This window comes from Streptomyces sp. NPDC017056 (assembly GCF_044332485.1).
Taxonomy (GTDB): Bacteria; Actinomycetota; Actinomycetes; order Streptomycetales; family Streptomycetaceae; genus Streptomyces.
In genome coordinates, this window is sequence record NZ_JBIRPD010000033.1 from 1 (window position 1) to 18,816 (window position 18,816).

The window sequence follows — 18,816 nt, forward strand, 5'->3', positions numbered from 1 at the left end:
CGGCACCGCACCCGACGGCGTCACCTCACCCGGACGAACCCAAAACTCCGCACAGTTAACCGTCGCCTCCGTCGGACCATACGCATTCACCACCGCCACCTGAGGATGACGACGCCGCCAGGCATCCAACACCTCACCACGCAACGCCTCGCCGCCGATCACCAGCACACCCGACGGGCCCACCGCATCCGGCAACGCCCCCAGCACACTCAAGTGGCTCGGCGTGACCTTCGCGAACGTCGCACCCGCCCCAACCGCGTGCTCGTCCAGCTCGCCCAGATACACCCGGCCACCCGACACCAGCGGGGTCCACAACCCCGTCACACTCAGGTCGAACGCCACCGAGGAATGCATCAGCGACACCCCCGCGACCGCATCCCCATACACCTCACGCCCCCGCACCACATACGCACCGACCGAAGAATGCTGAACCACCACACCCTTCGGACGCCCCGTCGAACCCGACGTATAAATCACATACGCCGGATGCTCAACACGAAGATCCGACACCACATTCGTCGACGCCAACGAATCAGAAAGCGCCAGCACCTCCTCCACCGCCACGCATTCGACGCCCTCCGGCGCCGCCCCGGCCACGCCCCCCAACGCCTCCGCCGACGTCACCACCAACACCGGCTCCGCATCCCCCAACATGAAACGCATCCGCTCCACCGGGTAACCCGGATCCACCGGCACATACGCCCCACCAGCCTTCAACACCGCCAACAACACCACCACCACATCCACCGACCACGGCAACACCACACCAACAAACCGCTCAGGACCCACCCCACGCCCCACCAACCACCGCGCCAAACGATTCGCCCGCGCATTCAACTCCCCATACGACAACCGCACCCCACCACATTCCACCGCAACCGCATCACCACGCTCAGCCACCACCCGCTCGAACAACGCCGGCAACACCTCCACATCCACCCCACGCGCCGTGTCATTCCGCCCCACCAACACCTCACGACGCTCCACCTCACCCAGCAAACCCACCTCACCCACCCGCACCGACGGATCAGCGAGCAGTAAAGCGAGGAAACGCACGAAGCGGTCGTGGTGCGCCGCCATGGCGCTTTCGGAGTACAGGTGGGAGTTGGCCTCGAATTCCACGCGGACGTTGTGGCCGTCGGCGGTGCCGTATACGTCGATCATGAGGTCGCGTACGGGGCCGGTGGCGAGCTGGTGGGGTTCGGCGCGCAGGCTGCCGAATGCCAGTTCGGTGTCGAAGGAGAAGACGTTGACCATGGGGCCGGCGAAGAGTTCCGTGCCGCTGGCGAAACCGAGTCCGGCGTGCAGGTCTTCGCTGCGGTAGCGCTGGTGCCTGACCATCAGGCCGAGGTCGGCGGAGACCTGCGCGACGACGTCGGCGAAGGTCGTGTCCGGGCGTACGGCGACGCGCAGGGGGAGGTTGTTCACCGTCATCGCGGGGGTGGACAGCGCGACCCGGCTCATACGGGCGGCCACGCCCATGCCCAGGACGACGTCGTCCTGCGAGGTCAGGCGGCGTACGTACACGGCGGAGGCGGCGATCAGAAGGGCCGACCAGCGCACTCCGAGCGTGCGGGCCGCCTCCCGCAGCGTCGTCTCCTGGTCGTCGGTCAGGCGGACGGTGCGGCGCAGCAGGCTCAGTGTCGGCTCGGCCGCCTGGCCGGTCAGGCTGCTCTGCCCGGTGACGCCGGCCAGCTTGTCCAGCCAGAACTTCTCGTCGCGGTCGCGGCGCGGCGATGCCGGGTAGGCGGCGTCCTCGGCGACCAGTTCGCGCAGTGTGCCAAAGCCGCTCTCCGGCGGTTCGTCGCCGGCGACCAGGGACGTGTAGATCTCGGCGAGTCTGCGGCAGTAGACGACCTGGCCGTAGCCGTCCATGAGGATGTGGTGGAACCGGAGGTAGAAGAAGGACCGGTCGCCGGGGAGGGTGTAGAGCACCTGGGTGCTCAGTTCGCGCGCTCCTGGGTCCGTACGGGGGTCAGCGGCGGGGTCGGCGGCCGTGGAGATGTCGGCGCGGATCTCCCGCAGCGCGTACTCCTCGGCGTCCGGCCGGCCGGTGAGGTCGACGACGCGGAGGCGCTCTTCCGTCCCGCCCGCCTCGTCCGCCGGGGTCACGATCTGCCAGGGGCGGCCGTCCTCTTCCACGAACCGGGTCCGCAGCACGTCGGTCTCCGCCACCGCGAGGGCGACGGCCCGGCGGAAGGCCGGGACGTCGACGGCGCCGTCGAACGCGTAGTAGACGCCGCAGTTGTACCGCGGATCGGCGTCTTTCAGCTGCTGGCCGACCCAGACGCCCCACTGCGCAGCCGACAAGGACAGACGCTCACCCTGGCTCGTAGCCACGGACCACACCACCCAAAAGACTTCGGCCACGGGGGCCTTGTTCGGTCGAAGAGGAAAAGACCGCCGTCGCCGCTGCGGCTCCGGCGGTCGGGCTCACATCAGTGGTCGGCTGCCGCCGACGGCTTGGCGAGCTCGTCGATCAGCGCCGCGCTGAGGGCGTCGATCGTCGGGTTGTCCCACATGACGGTCCCGTCGACGGCGATGCCGAGGTAGTCCTCCAGCTCGGCCGCGACGCTGAGCGCCGACACCGAGTCCAGGCCGTACTCCACCAGCGGGACGGTGGCGGAGATCTCCGTGGCGGGCCGCTTCACGTAGAGGGCGATCTGCTGGGAGAGCCAGGCGCTCAGGGACTCGTGGGTGTGCGGTTCCGTCGCGTGCTGTGTCATGGTCTTCCTTTCCCGGTGGTGTACGTCCGGTTGGCGATCCCGAACGAGCGGTCGTGGTCGTGGCGGTCGAGCAGTTCGGCCATCAGCCGCTCTTGCACGTCCTCGGGTGCTTCGTCCGCCACCGCGCCCGGTTTCGCCCGGAGGCGGTGCAGTGCGGCGATGAGCCAGGCGGGGTCGGTGAGGAACGCGTCGGGCCCGTCGGCGTTGTGCAGCCAGGTCTGGACGCAGGCCGCGGCCGTGAGCACCGTCACGTAGCGCACCACCAGGTCGTACGCCGCCGGGTCCGCCATGAAGGAGAGTCCGGCGGGGGAAAGGGCGGCGCACACGTCGGTGAGGTCGGCGAGTTCGGTGGTGAAGTGGGCGACGAGGTCGTGCAGCCGCCGGTCGGTGCCGTCCGGCAGTGCGTCAAGGGCGGTGGGCAGCGAGGCGACGAGGGCGTCGCCGCCTCGCCCGCTGACCGCGAGCCGGTCCATGCGCAGTGCGGGCAGGTCCGCTTCCCGCCGGAACAGGGCGGGGTCGGCGGCCGCCGGGGCGGCCCACGACCGCTTGGCGAGCAGCGGGAGCTGGGGCAGTACGGACACTTGGCAGACGGCCCGCGCGGCGTGTCCGAAGCCGACGGGTTTCAGGTCGCGGTGCAGCTTCTGGAAGATGGCGTTGGGGCCCTGGCGGAGGTAGGAGTGCGCGCCGAGCACCACGGACAGCTGGTGCATGGCGTCCAGCAGGCGTTGCGAGATGCCGAACTTGACCGCCGACGCGTACACGCTCGTCTGCTGGGGCAGCAGGTGGAGGGCGCGGGCGCCGGCCGAGGCGAACGCCTCGCACATCAGCAGGTCGGCGAAGGCGCCGGCGAGCGCCGAGCGGATCCAGGGCAGGTCGGCCGCGGTCCTGCCGTACAGGTGGCGGGTCCGTACGTGCCGGAGGGTGGTGCGCAGTCCGGTGTCCAGGACGGCGGTCATCATGGCGGGCACCGCGGTGCGGGTGACCTGGAAGGATTTCAGGGCGGTCTCCAGGCCCTGGCCGGGTCTGCCGAGGATGTTCGCGGCGGGCAGCCGGCAGTCCGTGAACTCGACGCCGCCGAGCTGTACGCCGCGCATTCCCAGGCTCGGGAAGCGCGGGAGGTAGCGCAGCGCGTCGGGGGGCAGGGTCGCCTTGTCGACGTAGACCTGTGAGTGGCTGCGGCTGCCGGGTCCGGTGCCGGTGCGGGCGAACAGGACCAGGGCGTCGGCGCGTTGGATGTTGGCGACCACTTCCTTGCGGCCGTTCAGCACGAGGTCCTTGCCGTCGGGCAGTGCCGCGAAGTCGGACCGCGCCACGTCGTTGCCGTGTGCCAGTTCGTGGTAGGCGCAGGCGACCTTCCGGTTGGCGAGGAGGTGTGCGGCCACCGTGCGGCACTGTTCCTCGTCGGCCGCGGCCCAGACGTTGACCGAGGAGATGAAGGAGCTGGTGCCGTAGCCGAGGCCGAGGGCCGGGTCGCGGCGGTAGACGGAGCGCATGATCTCGACGAGGTCGTCGACCCGTGCGAAGCGGCCGCCGTAGGCGTGCGGTACGAACTCGGCGTTGAGCCCGTACGCGTCGAGCGCCGCCTCGCCCTCGGCGAACGCCTCGCCCCGCTCGTCGGCGGCGAGGATCGCGTCGAAGCCGAGGGGGTTGGCCGGGGCGTAGGGGTCGCCCAAGCGCCGTTCGAGGTCGTGGGCCCCGGCCGGTACGGCATCGGTACGGGTCATCGGGTGCTCTCCGTGTCCTGGTGGAGCAGCGAGAAGGTGCCGTCCGGTTCGGCGGCGAGCAGCGCGGCGAGTTCGCCGTACGCCTGCTCGGCGTCGGTGCCGGGGTCCTCTCCGAGCTTGCGGAGCACGTGGCCCAGGCAGGCGCGCAGCCACAGGCCGTCGCGCCACAGCCGGTGGGTGCCGCCGGGCCGGAAGCGGTCCTGGTTGTGTACGGCGAGGTGCAGGCAGGCGGCCGCCGCGAACACCGCTTCGTAGCGTTCGGCGAGGCGGAAGGCGGCGGCCGGCACGTCCCGTGGGGCCGGGACGTACGGCGCCATGTCGGTGTGCAGCCGGTCGGCGAGGGTTTCGATGCGCCGGGCCGCTTCGAGCACCGGGGCGGGCAGCAGTCCGGCTTCGACGAGTCCGGCGCAGCGCCGGACCGTGGCCGGCAGCGACTGGACCAGGCTGCATCCCTTGGCGGCGACGAGCTTCAGCCGGGAGAGGTCGAGGTCCGCCACGGGTTCGGTGAGCGCGGCGGCGAGTGCCGTGCCCCGCTCGTCGGCGCGTGCTGCCGCGTAGCCCCTGGCGAGGCTGCCGAACTGCTGGATCAGCGAGCTGCGGTTGACCGGGGTGCTGCCGTCGAAGATGCCCGCCACGCGGTGGTCGCGTTCCAGCTTGCCGAACATTCCGTGGGCGTACTCCTCGGTGAGGAACGCGCGCAGGCCGATCAGTTCGCCGAGGGAGTCGAGGGTCTCCTGTGTGGTGGCGGGGACGAACGCCTTGGCGACGGCGGACGTCACGACGAGTTCGCCGGGGAGCGCGCCGGCCGCGCGGGCCGCGACCACGGCGACGGCTTCGTTGAGGAGCAGCGCGCCCAGGCCCCGGCCGAGGATCTGCCGGACTCTGGGCAGGTCGGCGAGGGTTCGGCCGTACAGCTCGCGCCGGGTGGCGAAGCCGGCGGCGAGGCGCAGCGCGTGGTCTCCGGCGCCGAGGGACAGCGCGGTGCACACGGTGCGGGTGAGCTGGAGGGCCTTGAGTACGGTCTCCAGTCCGGTGCCCTCGGCGCCGACGAGCGCGGACTGCGGGAGGCGGGCTCCGGTGAAGGAGATGCCGCTGATGTCCGCGCCGCGGATGCCGTGGGTGGGGACCTTGGGCAGGTGGGTGTACTGGTCGGCGGCCAGGGCCGCCTTGTCCACGAGGAACACGCTGTAACCCCGGGCGCCGCCGGCGGGGTCGGTGCGGGCCAGGACGCACAGCTGGTCGCCCCTGGTCGCGTTGTTGATCAGCCACTTCTCGCCGTCGAGGCGCCAGCCGTCCGCGGTGCGGGTGGCGGTGAGTTCGCCGGCGAGCAGGTCGCTGCCGTGGTGGCGTTCGGTCAGGGCCCAGGAGACGACGGCCCCGTCGCGGACGGCCGCGGCGGTCCGCGCGGTCTGCTCGGGGCTGCCGGCGACCCAGACGCAGACGGCGCCGAGCAGGGTCTTGGCGTGTGCCACCGCCACGGTGAGGTCGTGGCGTGCGACCGTGCGCAGGAGCGCCACGAACGCGGCGACGTCGGCGAGGCGGCCGCCGTTGCGGGCGGGAACGTAGTACTGCTGCAAGCCGAAGGTGTCGAGGAGGGCGCAGCAGTCGTCGGGGAACGCCTCGTCGCGGTCCAGCCGCGCGAGGGTGGCCGGGTGGAAGGGCCCGCCCTCGGCGGCGGCGACGGTGAGCAGCCGTTCCAGTTCCGCCTGGACGGACGCCTCCGGGTGCCGGGTGGCGGTCGCCATCACCCGTTGTCCCCGCTCGGCGTGCGCGCGTCCAGGCGGGGGTCGCAGTCGGCGTGCTGCGGGGCGAGCCCGCCGGTACGGAAGAGCTGCCGCATCGCGGTCCGCTGGATTTTGCCGCTGGTGGTGCGCCGTACCGCGCCGGGCCGCAGCAGGACGATGCCCGCGGCGTGTACGCCGAATTCGCGGGCGACGGTCCTGCGCATCGCCGTGGTGAGTTCGGCGAGGTCGCCCGCCTTGCCGGCGCGGACCTCGTGTGTGACGACGAGCGCCTCTTCGCCGTCGTCCAGCGGGACGGTGAACGCCGCGCCGGCCGCGCCGAGCGCGGGGTGCCGGTCGCGGAGTTCGTGCTCGATGTCCTGCGGGTACAGGTTGCGGCCGCGCATGATCAGGGTTTCCTTGATGCGGCCGGTGATGTACAGCTCGCCCTCGTGCAGCGTGCCGAGGTCGCCGGTGCGCAGATAGCCGGTGTCGCCGTCGGTGGTCGTACCCGCGAAGGCGGCCTCGGTCGCCACTTCGTGCTGCCAGTAGCCGCTGGACACGCTGGGGCCGCGCAGCCAGATCTCGCCCACCCGGCCCGCCGGGAGGGCGCGCCGGGTCTCCGGGTCCACGATGCGGGCCTGAAGTTCCCGTACCGCGCCGCAGCCGACGAGGTCGCGGCCCGTTGCGCCGGCCGGCAGCGGCCGGAACTCGTGGCGCTCCAGCAGTTCGGCGTCGACGCGCCGGACCGGTGCGGCTCGCCGGCCCGTGCCGGAGACGAAGACCGTCGCCTCGGCCAGGCCGTAGCAGGCGACGACGGCGTCCTCGCGCAGTCCGGCCGGGGCGAAGCGCTCGGCGAAGGAGCGCAGCGTCGCGGCCCGTACCGGCTCCGAGCCGCTGCAGGCGTACTGCCACCTGGAGAGGTCGATGCCCTGGCACTGGGCGTCGGTGATCCGGCTGACGCACAGGTCGTAGGCGAAGTTGGGGGCGGCGGAGAAGGTGACGTCGAAGGTGTCGACGAGCTGGAGCCACAGGTGGGGGCGCCGGATGAAGGTGGTGGGGCTCATCAGCACCGCGGAGTGGCCGAGGAGGACGCCCGGCAGCAGGATGCCCATCAGGCCCATGTCGTGGTACGTCGGTATCCAGCCGCCGTGCCGCCCCTTCGGGCCGATGGGGAACGCCTGGTGCAGGGCGCTGATGTTGTGCAGCAGGTTGCCGTGGCTGATCATCACGCCCTTGGGCTCGCTGGTGGAGCCGGAGGTGTACTGGAGCAGCGCCAGGGTGTCGTGGTCCATGTCCGGCAGCTGCCAGGCGCCGGCGTCGCCGAAGTCCTCGTCGTCGCTGGCGGCGATGACTGCGGCGCCGCCCAGCTGCTCGTCGCTCCACTCGCGTACCGCGGGGAGCGAGGCCGCGTCGGTGAGTACGGCGCGGACGCCGGCGTTCTTCGCGATGCTCGTCAGGCGCTCCCGCTGGTGCCGGTACTGGCCGGGTACGGGTACCGGCACGGCGGTCATGCCCGCATAGAGGCAGCCGAAGAACGCGGCCGCGAAGTCGAGGCCCTGCTCGAAGGGGAGCAGCACGCGCTCGCCGGGCAGGAAACGTTCGCCGAGCCAGGCGCCGATCCGGCGGGCGTGCGCGTCGAGTTCGGCGTACGACCAGGTCCGTACGGAGTCCGCGGCGCCGGGGTCGCCGACGAAGAGGACCGCGTCGCTGTCGGGCGTCCGGGACACCAGTTCGCGCAGCACTTCTACGACATGGGTCGCTGGCCTCAGATCAGTCATGGCTTGTGATGCCTCTCTCTGCTGCGCCGGCATTCAGGGCGCCCATCCCTCAGGAATCTCCGAACGCCAGGGAGCGCTGAGCGGATTTCGCTTTGCCGGATCCCGGGCTCGACGTGGGAAAGCACATCAGTTGGGAGCGGCGGACCGCCAGCTACCGGGCCGTTCCTAGTGGTTCACCTAAGGCGCGGACTAGCAGTCCCCCTAGAGTCGGGCACGCCGCATGTCCACCGGCCGAATTTCTTTATCTCCGGAAGTAGCGTGCGGAAATCCGAGCAGCGCGTCAGAGAGCCGCAGTGCGAAATCCGTGCTCGGATACCCGGATACGAGAAGGAGTCCACCATGACGCCGTTCACCGCGCTTTCCGAGCCAGTGGTGGAGCCCCGGCGGCCGCCTCTCGTGGTCGCGGAGGAGGACGGGGAAGCGCCGCTGGACTGGCTGGAGCGGCACCGGGACGCGTTGCGCGGCCAGGCCGCCGGGCACGGGTCCGTATTGGTGCGCGGTCTCCGGCTGGAAGGGCGGGCCGACGCGGTGGCCGCCCTGCGGCGGCTGATGCCCGACCCGTACGTCGAGTACGAGCCCTTCGCCCCCCGTACCGTGCACGCCGAGGGTGTCTACTCCTCGTCGGAGTGGCCGCCGGACCAGCCCATGTGCATGCACCACGAGGCCAGTTACGCGCTGGACGTGCCGTCGCTGCTGGCGTTCTGCTGCGTGACGCCGCCCGCGTCGGGCGGCGTCACCGCGCTCGCCGACTCGCGCCGCGTGCTGGCCGACCTGCCGGCCCCGCTGGTCGAGCGGTTCGAGCGGCTGGGCTGGGAGCTGCTGCGCAATTACAACGCCTTCGTCGGTGTGCCCTGGCAGAGTGCATTCCCCGGTGGCGGCGACCGCGCCGCGGTGGAGGACTACTGCCGCCGCCAGGGCATCGCGTACAGCTGGGACGACGACGGCCTGCGCACCCGCCAGCTCCGGCCGGCCGTCGCCCGGCACCCGCTGACCGGGGAGCGGTGCTGGTTCAACCAGATCGCCTTCCTGAACGAGGAGACGATGGACCCCGCGGTCCGCGAGTACCTGGCCCTGGAGTTCGGTGCGGAAGGGCTGCCGTTCACCACCCGCTACGGCGACGGCACGCCCATCGACCGGGCGACCGTGGACCTGATCAACGAGGTGTACGAGCGGCACACCGTCCGCTTCACGTGGGAGCGGGGCGACCTGCTGCTCGTGGACAACGTCCGGACGGCGCACAGCCGTGAGCCGTACCGGGGCGACCGCGAGATCGTCGTGGCGATGGGCGGCCCGGTCCGCCTGTGACGGCGGTGCGGGAAAGCGGCAGCCCCCGGCGGTCGCCGGGGGCTTCCGACGTTCTCGCCGCCGGGTCGTCAGTCGAAGCTGAGCGTGGAGTACATCGTCACGTTTCCGGCGAGCGCCTCGCAGGTCTTCGCGGCGACGGCGATCTTGTCGGGGGCGTCCGGTTCGGTGCTGTCGATCAGTACGCCGATCACGGTTCCGCTGTGCGCCACGACCACGCCCAGGGCTCCCAGGTCCCGGCACAGGGCCGTCATGGCGCCCAGCGTCCGCTTGGGGCGCAGCAGTTGATTCAGCTCGGCGCTGCGGGTCGCCACCGCGCCGGCCGCGCCGAGGTCACGCGCGGCGACCGCCCCGGTCAGCCGGTCCAGGAGCCTGACGTACTCCCGCTGCTCGGCCGGGCCGAACGGCTTCGGTATCCGGTTGAACGCGACGGTGTCGACGGCGCCGCCCTCGTCCAGGCCGACGATCGTCATCGTCGGCAGCGATCCCAGCACGCGGCGCAGCCGGACGCTGCGGTGGTGGTAGGCCACGATCCCGGGGTGCAGGACCCCGTCGGTGGGCTCGATCCGGCTGAGGAAGCCCTCGATGGTCCTGGGCGCCAGCTCGATGTCGAGCACGTTGCCGATCGCGCGGGCGGTGGCCACCAGGTCGGCCGACGAGCTGGCCAGCCCCTTGCCCTCGGGCAGGCCGCCTTCCAGCGTGAGCACCCCGCCGACCGGTTCGGGCGCCTCCTGCATCATCATCTGCGCGAGCCGGAGCGCCTTGCGCTTGGTGCGTGGCCGCACCTCCAGCTCGGTGGTGTGGTGGTTCGCCCGGAAGGTCGCCATGGTCCACCGGGCGATCGGCAGCGTGACCAGGAAGTCCCCGTCCTCCTCCGGCAGGACTCCCTGGAGCAGCTCGCCGAACGTGCCGAACGCGCTGCTCACCCCGACCGCGCCGCGGTAGTCGGGCAGGACCGCTCTGTCTGTCGTGATGGTCATATACGTTCTCAGCCGTCCTTGCCTGTGTCCGCCGCGGACGCCTCGGGAACGGCGGCTGCCACGATGTCCGCCGCTTGTCCGGCACGGGTGCGGATGAAGTAGTGCCCTCCGTCGCCCAGCTCGCGCAGGCTGACCCGGGCGGCCAGCCGCTTCCAGGCCGTGAACCGCTGCGCGTAGCCGGCCGTGGTGGGGTCGTCGGCGGCGAACACCGCTTCGACGGGCGTGGCCAGGGGCTCTCCGGGCTGCTCGGCGGCGTCGACGAGGTAGCGGTTGGTGGAGATGACGTCGTGCCGGTAGGCGGCGCCCAGGACCTCGGCGCGCTCGGGCTTGAGGAAGTCGAGTTCGACGTAAGCGCTGTCCCGGCGCAGCAGGGCGGTGATCTCCTGGTCGCTCAGCCGGCCCACCTCGGCGCTCTCCGCCCACAGGGCGTCGGCGTCGTCCAGCAGGAGGGCGGCGGCGAAGACGCGGAGCGGCGCGTGTCCGCTGGCCTCCAGCAGCCTGGCGAGTTCCAGTACGTGTGCCGTGCCCGCGCAGTGCCCCCAGAGCATGACCGGCCCGCGGATCGTCGTGGCGATCTCGTGGTGGACGGCCTTGGCCACCTCGGTGACCTCGAGGAAGTCCTCGGTCACGGTGTCGCCGAGGTCGTGGCCCGGCAGCTCGACCGCGTACACGGCGATCCGCCGGGGTGCCAGGGCCTCGGCGAGCTGCCGGAAGTTGACCGCGTTGCCGCCGGCGTAGGGGACGGCGACGAGGGTGGCCACCGCGTCGGTGTCCGGCGGCGACAGGCGCTGGAGCAGGCCGCCGCCCAGGGTGTCGCCGGGCCCGGCCGGCGCGTCGACGAGGGCGGCCAGGTCGCCGAGGACCGGGTGGGTGACGACCTGCTTGAGGGAGACCAGCCGGTTCAGGCCGACCACGAGGCGCACCGCGGCCAGCGACGTGCCGCCCAGCTCGAAGAAGTTGTCCCGCCGGCCGATCCGCTCCAGCGGTACGCCGAGTGCCTCGGCCCAGCCGGTGGCCAGGCGCCGTTCGGTGGCGGTGACGGGTGCGGCGTAGGCGCCGCCGCCGTGGCCGAGGGTGCCGGCCAGCCGGGTCAGCATCCGCTTGTTCACCTTGCCGTTCTCGGTGAGCGGCAGCGGGTCCAGGCGGTGGAAGTACGTGGGGATCATGTAGTCGGGCAGCAGGGTGCCGAGGTAGCCGGTGATCTCCTCGGGGCGCAGCGACTCCGCTCCGTTGTAGAAGGCCACGAGGTTCTTGTCCCGCTCGCCCGCGCCCTCGATCACCACCGCCGCCTCCCGCACCTCGGGCATGGACAGCAGCTTGTTCTCGATCTCGCCGATCTCGATGCGGAAGCCCCGGATCTTGACCTGTTCGTCGCGCCGTCCGAGGAACTCGATGGTGCCTTCGGGCAGCCAGCGTCCGAAGTCGCCGGTGCGGTACATCCGTACGCCGGGCCGGTACGGGTCCTCGACGAACGCCTGCGCCGTGCGCTCCTCGTCGTTGATGTAGCCGCGTCCGACGCACACGCCGGAGAAGGCGATCTCCCCGGGGGCGCCGAGGGGCGCGACGCGCAGCGTCTCGTCGAGGACGTAGGTGCGCACGTTGCGCAGGGACCGCCCGACGGACACGAAGTCCCGCTCCGGCAGGCCGCTGAGCACCTCGTGCATGGTGTCGTCGGAGACTTCGGTGGCGCCGTACGCGTTGACCAGCTTGATGTCCGGGTAGAGCGCGAACCAGCGTCGTACGACCTCCAGTTTCAGCGCCTCGCCGGTCACCGAGACGATCCGCAGGTCGCCCAGCGGGCGGGGGTCGCCCGCGAGGTAGGTGATCATCACCTCCAGGTAGGCGGGCACGACCTGGATGGCGTGGATGCCGCCGTCGGCGATGTGGCCCACGAAGCGGCCGACGTCGAGCTGGGCGTCGGTGTCCACGATGCGGGTACTGCCGCCGACCAGCAGCGGGGCGATCGCCTGCCAGAGGGAGATGTCGAAGCACTGCGAGGCGGTCTGGGTGACGACGTCCCCCTCGCCGAGCCCCATGTCCTCGATCTTCATGTACAGGTGGTTGAGCATGCCGGCGTGCTCGCACATGGCGCCCTTGGGCTCGCCCGTGGAGCCGGAGGTGAAGTAGATGTAGGCGAGCGCGTCCGGCGCGATGGGCACCTGGGGATCAGCGTCGCTGTGGGCGTCGTCCTGGGTGTCCTCGAAGCGCAGCAGCGAGCAGGGGTGGGCGAGGCCGCCCGTCGCGGCCCGCGCGGAGGCGCCCTCGCCCTTGGTGAGCACGAAGCGGCACTCCGCGCGGGTCAGCTGGGCGGCGATCCGCTCCGGCGGGAAGTCGGGGCGCAGCGGCAGGTAGGCGCCGCCCGCCTTGACGACGCCGAGCAGGGCGGCGATCCAGTCCAGTTCCCGGTCCATGGCCACGGCGACCGGCGCTTCGGGCTCCACGCCGTGGCGCAGGAGGGCGTGGGCGACCCGGTTGGCGCGCTCGTTGAGTTCCCGGTACGTCCAGTGCCGGTCGTGGTGCGAGGCGGCCCTGGCGTCCGGGTGCTGCCGGACGCGCTCCTCGAAGAGCTCGGCGAACAGCTTGCCGGGCAGGGGGATCTCCTCGCCCGCGTGTCCGTGGAGGTGGCGGTGCAGCTCTTCCTCGCCGAGCAGGGTCGCGGCGTTGTGGGGCGCGTCCGGGGCGGCGGCCAGCAGTTCCAGCGCCCGCAGGTGGTAGCCGGCGAAGCGGGCGGCGTGTTCGGCGTCGTACTCCTGCCGCTGGTAGCGCAGGCGCAGCAGGAGTCCGCCGGCGTCCGCGGTGTAGGCCACGTCCAGCACGGTGGTGCCGGCGTCGGGGTGTTCGCCCTCGTCACCGGGGCCGGTGGCGTCGTCGACGGCGGTGAGGTCGAGGACGACGCCGAGGGCGGGCGTCTCTCCCTTGGCGCGCTCGCCGTCCCGGTCGTACCGGCTGCCGGCTGCGGCCTCCGCAGCGGCGAGCAGGTCCCGCCAGCTGCCGTGGGGGATCTCGACCGGCCACGGGGCGGCCGGCGCTGACGGTGCGGTGCCCGGTGCGCGGTAGCCCGTCAGCACGGTGCGTTCGCCGCCGACCGCTCCCAGCACCTTGGCGTGTACGGCGAGCAGCACCGTCGCCACGTCGTCGACCGCACGCACGCGCGCAACGAGTTCCGCGGGAACCGGAATTCGGTATTCTGCAATTCCCGTTTCCCCGGAAGCATCTCCCGGTTGTTTCCAAGACCAGATCCTGGTCGGGCTCAACCGCGACGTTTCTGTCATCGGACCCCCCGTTAGGCGTGGGAAACCATCTAGTGAGTGCCGGAACCAGACACGATGGCTTGATGAGATCCGGGCGCTTGGATTGCGCGGCCCGGCGTGTGACACGCGGTCACGACCCTGGGGGAAATGGAGTGCCACCGTCAACACACGACCTGCGATCACTAGCAACAACCCTAAAGCGGGCGCACGGCGGCCACGGAAGTAACGGAATGACGCGATCCGGCGGTTCCGGAAACTGACCGGACGGTAACATGCCGAGTACCGTAGCCCTCGGCAACCACACGGCTCCCGCCCCTAGCAACTTCCCTAAAGATTCCGCGCGATTCGCCTACATTTCAACCGATCGCGGCTATTGCTCGGAACGCCGGGGCGGCAGTGTTGTGCGTGTGACTACGGAGATTGATTTCATCGGCGACATCACGCATGCCCAGCTCCAACCGCGCTATGTCCGCATCAGCGGCAACCTGTACGGCGCCGTGTTCACGCTCATGAAGATCGTCCCGGCCCGGCACATCCTGCGGGCCGCCCTGGCCCGGGGCGACCTCGGCCCTGACACCCTGATCGTGGAGACCACGTCGGGCACCTTCGGCCTGGCACTCGCCATGGAAGCCGCGCTCCTGGACCGCCGGCTCGTCCTGGTCAGCGACCCCGTGATCGACGTGGGCCTGCACCGGAGGCTCCGCGACCTCGGCGCCCGAGTGGAAATCTGCTCCGAGCCCGCCGAGGTGGGCGGCTTCCAGGAAGCCAGGCTGCGGCGGGTGGCCGAGATCAGGGCGTCGCACCCGGACACGTTCTGCCCCGAGCAGTACAGCAACCCCGACAACCCCCGCTCCTACTCGGTCGTCGCCGAGGAAATGCTCCGCAGGCTCGGCCGGGTCGACTGCGTCATCGGACCGGTCGGCTCCGGCGGCTCGATGTGCGGCACCGTACGGACCCTGCGGGAGCACAACCCGCAGGTGCGGGCGATCGGCGTCGACACCCACCAGAGCGTCCTCTTCGGCCACCCCGACGGCCCCCGCACGCTGCGCGGCCTCGGCAACAGCCTGATGCCGCCCAACCTCGACCACACCGTCTTCGACGAGGTGCACTGGTGCGGCGCCGGCGAGGCGCACGCCGCGACCCGCGCGCTGCACCGCGAACACGCCCTGTTCCAGGGCCCGACCAGCGGTGCCGCATTCCAGGTGGCGCGCTGGTGGGCGGAGCGCAACCCGGACGCGCGGTGCGTGGTGATGCTCCCGGACGAGGGCCACCGCTACCAGGAGACGACCTACAACGACGCCTGGCTGGCCGAACAGTCCCTGGCCGGCGCCGACCTGTCCGTCAAGCCCCGCGAGGTCGCCGCTCCCGAGCTGGCCGTCGGCACCTGGGACTGGTTCCCGTGGGCCCGGCGCAGCTTCGAGGATGTGATGGGGGAAGGCCGGTGAGCGGCACCGGACGCCTGACCTCCTCGCTCAACCCGCGCACCCGGCGCATCGTGTACGGCGAGACGGACATCGCCGGACTCGTCAGGGAACTCGACGAGACCACCACCGTCGACCTGGCCCACGTCGTCATGCTCGTACGGCAGGGCCTGCTCCCCCCGGAGGGCGGGAGCGCGCTGCTGCGGTACATCGTCCGGCTGCGGGAACAGCGTTACGCCCCGCTGCACGCGCTGCCCGCGCCGCGCGGGGTGTACCTGATGTACGAGACGCACCTGATCGACGTCCTCGGGGCGGAGCTGGGCGGCAAACTGCACACGGGCCGCTCCCGCAACGATCTCAAGGCCACCGCCACGGCGATGCGCCTGCGGGAAACGGCACTGGAGCTGGGCAGCCAACTGCTGCGCCTCCAGGCCGTGTTGCTGTCCCGTGCCCGGGCGGCTGCCGACGAGGCCATGCCGGTCTACACCCACTTCCAGGCGGCGATGCCGGTCACCTACGGGCACTACCTGCTCGGGGTGGCGTCGGCCCTGGACCGGGACATCGCCGCGTTCCGGCACGCGACCGGCGCGCTGCGCCGCTGCCCGCTGGGGGCCGTCGCGGTCGCCGGCACCGATCTGCCCATCGACACGTCGCTGACCGCCGGACTCCTCGGGTTCGACACCCCGGTGGCGCACGCGCTGGACGCCGTCGCCTCCCGCGACGGCGCCCTGCGCGTCACCGCCGCGGCGGCGGGCGCGGCGGTGACCCTCAGCAGGCTGGCCACCGACCTCCAGCTCTGGAGCACGGCCGAGTTCGGCATGATCAGGTTCGCCGACCGGCTCGTCGGCGGCAGCTCGGCGATGCCACAGAAACGTAACGCCTTTCTCCTGGAACACATCCGTGCCAAGGCCGGTACCGTAGTGGGTGCCTGGACAGGGGGAATGGGCATGGCGAAGTCGACTCCGTTCACCAACTCGATCGAGGTGGGGACCGAAGCCATGGGCGCCGTGTGGCCGGGACTGCGCGCGGCGCTCGACTCGGTGCTGCTGAGCCAGGCCGTGGTCAGCGGCGCCCGGCTGGAGCGGGAGCGTTCGGCACAGCGCGCCGAGGAAGGCTTCGTCACGGCGACGGCACTGGCCAACCGGCTGGTACGGGCCGGGGTCCCGTTCCGTACGGCCCACCACCTCGTGGGCGACGCGGTCCGCCGGGCCGTGGCGCGCGGCGACACCGAACTCACCGGCCTCGACCTGCCCGACGGGATCGACGCGCCCGGCCCCGACGAGCTCCGCGTCCCCGCGGTGGTCTCCGACCACCGGTCGGGCGGCGGCCCAGGGGCCTTCGACGAGACCTTCGGCCTGATCCGCCGCGAACTGCGCGAGCACGGCGCGTGGCTCCGGGATTGGAACGACCAACTAGACGCCGCGTGCCGCTCCTTGGCCATCGCAACCGACAAGGTGATCACCTACGGAGGTGACCGGTGACCGCGGCACGTCAACGCTGGTTCGCGGCCGTGGAGAGCAACACGACCGGAAGCGGGCGCAAGTTCTGCGCGGCGGCGCGCGCCCGCGGACTGCGTCCGGTCGTGCTGGCCAAGGACCCGGCACGCTACCCGTACATCGCCGAAGACGGGCTGGACGCCCTGGTCGTCGACACCTCCGACCTCGACGCGGTCCGCGACGCCTGCCGCGGCCTGCTGGAAGGCGACGGTCTCGCCGGCGTCACGTCCAGCTCGGAGTACTTCGTGGGCACGGCGGCCGCGGTGGCGCACGGACTCGGCCTGCCCGCCCCCGACGCCGCGGCCATCGCGCGGTGCCGCGACAAGTCCGCGCAACGCGCCGCGCTCGCGGCGGCCGGCGTGCCCGTACCGGCCTTCCGGGCCGTGCGGGACGCCGACGGCGCGGTCCGGGCGGCCGCGGAGATCGGCTGCCCGGTGGTGCTCAAGCCGGTCAGCGGCTCGGGCTCCGTCGGGGTCCGGCTCTGCCACGACGCGACCGACGTGCACGCGTGGGCGACGGGGCTGCTGGGCGACTGGACGAACGAGCGCGGGGTGCCGGGCGGCGGCACGATCCTGGTCGAGGAGTACGTGGACGGGCCGGAGTTCTCGGTCGAGACGTTCGACGCCGAGGTCGTGGGCGTGGTCGGCAAGCACGTGGGCCGGCCGCCGTACTTCGTGGAGACAGGGCACGACGTCCCCGCCCCCGTGCCCGAGCCGCAGCTCTCCGCGCTCGGCGCCGGAGCGCGGGCCGCGATCACCGCGCTCGGCCTCACCTGGGGCGCCGCGCACACCGAGCTGCGGCTCGGCCCGCGCGGGCCGGTGGTGATCGAGGCCAACCCCCGCCTCGCCGGCGGGATGATCCCCGAACTCGTCCAACTCGCCCTGGGTGTCGACCTGGTGGACGCCGTCGTGGCCAGGGCGTGCGGCCTGCCCTGCGCGCACACGCCGGCCGCCGTCGCCCACGCCGCCATCCGTTTCCTCCTGGCTCCCGGCGCCGGCACCGTCACGGCGGTGGACGGGGTACGCGAGGCCCGCGGCCTGCCCGGCGTACGAGAAGTACGGATCGGCGTACGGCCCGGCGACGCCGTGACCGTTCAGCATTCCTTCAAGGACCGGCTGGGTTTCGTCATCGCCACCGGATCCGACGCGGCGACCGCCGCGCGACGTGCGGCGGCGGCCGCGGAGTGTATCCGGTGTGAACTCCGCTGACCGCTCAGGCTGCTTACCCCGCGGTCACTTGCATTATTGCAACGTCGTTTAATTGTGACGCACCTCACCGCAAAGAAGGGCGATCGCCCTGGAAAACGATTGCACGGACTTCCTTGGGTGCGTAAAATTCTGCAAAGAAAGAGTCAAAGAGTAAACCTTCCGCCCACTTGGGCACTTTCACCGGAATGGGGCCTTCCATTCACGCGGCACCGGAAGGCACGGGGAACATCGCAGTATCTCGATCGCAGCTAATCTCGATCACGGAGAACTGGGGGCATTTCGTGGTTAAGGCGGCCAGCTGGAACGCGAACGTCTGCGGGCCGAGCGGGGAGGACAACGAATTAGCGGCACCTCGCAAACGTCTGACACCGCAACTGCAAGCCGAATGCGAAGGCATCTTCGGATCACTGTTCGCCAGGTCCGGATTGCACATGGCCATACTCGACCGCGACCTCACCGTCCTGGAAGCCAATTCGGAGCTGCTGGGCCTGCTCAACGGGTCGGCCAAACTCCTGATAGGGCAGCATCTCAAAGAACTGCTGCACCCCAGCATCCAACAGCGGGTGCTGCGCCTCTTCGGTCAGCTGGCCGAAGGGCGGTGCGGCCACATCGCCACCCACGCGGTCCTGCAACGCAACGCGAACTCCGCCTTCACCGGGAGGCTCACGGCGGTGACCGTGGAGTCCCCTCCACAGACCGTCAGCACCATCGTCCTCCTGGTCTCGCCGGACGAGAACCCGACACCGGCCCTGAAACCGCTCAAGAACCGGCTCAGCGGCCTCAACGTGAAGATCCTCGAAGGCATCGCCGCCGGCAACTCCACCACCCAGCTCGCCTCGCAGCTCTACCTGAGCAGGCAGGGCGTCGAGTACCACGTCAGCACCATGCTGCGTAAGTTCTCGGTGCCCAACCGCGCCGCGCTGGTCTCGAAGGCGTACTCGGCCGGGATGTTCAGCATCGGCAGCTGGCCGCCGAAGATCCTCGTGGAGGGCCTGCGCCAATAGTCTGGTCCCTCCCGCCGCGATCCGTACGTCCCGGCGGGGGGGGGGGGGGGGGGGGGGGGGCCGGCCCCCCCCCCCCCCCCCCCCCCCCCCCCCCCCCCCCCCCCCCCCCCCAAAACCCCCCCCCCCCCCCCCCCCCCCCCCGCGCGCCCCACCCCCCCCCCCCCCCCAACCCCCCCCCCACAAAAAAAAAACCACCCCGGGG

General features: G+C 71.4%; 12 protein-coding genes. 5 read left to right on the plus strand and 7 right to left on the minus strand.

Annotated features, from left to right (window positions below; translation table 11 throughout):
* The 5 genes from ACH4OW_RS37385 to ACH4OW_RS37405 all read right to left on the minus strand — a co-directional run.
* A partial coding sequence (locus tag ACH4OW_RS37385) for an AMP-binding protein (protein WP_398033067.1) occupies positions 1-2,370 on the minus strand: 2,370 nt, incomplete at its 3' end.
* Positions 2,371-2,438: 68 nt separating this feature from the next.
* Positions 2,439-2,726: an acyl carrier protein gene (locus ACH4OW_RS37390; protein ID WP_360140921.1), complete on the minus strand. Its 288-nt coding sequence runs from the start codon at positions 2,724-2,726 to the stop codon at positions 2,439-2,441.
* Complete coding sequence (locus ACH4OW_RS37395; RefSeq protein ID WP_398033069.1) at positions 2,723-4,450, minus strand: acyl-CoA dehydrogenase; 1,728 nt, start codon at positions 4,448-4,450, stop codon at positions 2,723-2,725. The genes ACH4OW_RS37390 and ACH4OW_RS37395 overlap by 4 nt, the downstream gene beginning before the upstream one ends.
* Positions 4,447-6,195, minus strand: a complete 1,749-nt coding sequence (locus tag ACH4OW_RS37400; protein ID WP_398033071.1) for an acyl-CoA dehydrogenase family protein — start codon at positions 6,193-6,195, stop codon at positions 4,447-4,449. The genes ACH4OW_RS37395 and ACH4OW_RS37400 overlap by 4 nt, the downstream gene beginning before the upstream one ends.
* On the minus strand, positions 6,195-7,952 hold the full coding sequence (locus ACH4OW_RS37405; protein WP_398033074.1) for a fatty acyl-AMP ligase: 1,758 nt from the start codon (positions 7,950-7,952) through the stop codon (positions 6,195-6,197). Before ACH4OW_RS37405 ends, ACH4OW_RS37400 begins: the two co-directional genes overlap by 1 nt.
* A gap of 339 nt (positions 7,953-8,291) precedes the next feature.
* Between ACH4OW_RS37405 and ACH4OW_RS37410 the strand changes: the two genes are divergently transcribed.
* Positions 8,292-9,257, plus strand: coding sequence for a TauD/TfdA family dioxygenase (locus ACH4OW_RS37410; protein WP_398033077.1), 966 nt, complete (start codon positions 8,292-8,294; stop codon positions 9,255-9,257).
* Between the two features lie 68 nt (positions 9,258-9,325).
* Here the strand turns inward: ACH4OW_RS37410 and ACH4OW_RS37415 are convergent, their stop codons facing one another.
* Positions 9,326-10,234 (minus strand): kinase, encoded by a 909-nt coding sequence (locus tag ACH4OW_RS37415; RefSeq protein ID WP_398033079.1) that lies wholly within the window; start codon positions 10,232-10,234, stop codon positions 9,326-9,328.
* 8 nt (positions 10,235-10,242) lie between these two features.
* Positions 10,243-13,383 (minus strand): amino acid adenylation domain-containing protein, encoded by a 3,141-nt coding sequence (locus tag ACH4OW_RS37420; protein WP_398033082.1) that lies wholly within the window; start codon positions 13,381-13,383, stop codon positions 10,243-10,245.
* Between the two features lie 509 nt (positions 13,384-13,892).
* Here ACH4OW_RS37420 and ACH4OW_RS37425 point away from each other — a divergent pair.
* From ACH4OW_RS37425 to ACH4OW_RS37440, 4 genes are all read left to right on the plus strand, one after another.
* The gene (locus ACH4OW_RS37425) at positions 13,893-14,930 is read left to right on the plus strand and encodes a cysteine synthase family protein (RefSeq protein WP_360140900.1); all 1,038 of its coding nucleotides are present in this window, start codon (positions 13,893-13,895) and stop codon (positions 14,928-14,930) included.
* Complete coding sequence (argH, locus tag ACH4OW_RS37430) at positions 14,927-16,387, plus strand: argininosuccinate lyase (RefSeq protein ID WP_398033086.1); 1,461 nt, start codon at positions 14,927-14,929, stop codon at positions 16,385-16,387. Before ACH4OW_RS37425 ends, argH begins: the two co-directional genes overlap by 4 nt.
* Complete coding sequence (locus tag ACH4OW_RS37435) at positions 16,384-17,610, plus strand: ATP-grasp domain-containing protein (protein WP_398033088.1); 1,227 nt, start codon at positions 16,384-16,386, stop codon at positions 17,608-17,610. Before argH ends, ACH4OW_RS37435 begins: the two co-directional genes overlap by 4 nt.
* 431 nt (positions 17,611-18,041) lie before the next feature.
* A complete protein-coding gene (locus tag ACH4OW_RS37440; RefSeq protein ID WP_360140891.1) occupies positions 18,042-18,614 on the plus strand; it encodes a LuxR C-terminal-related transcriptional regulator in 573 nt (190 codons plus the stop codon).
* Positions 18,615-18,816: the final 202 nt, after the last annotated feature.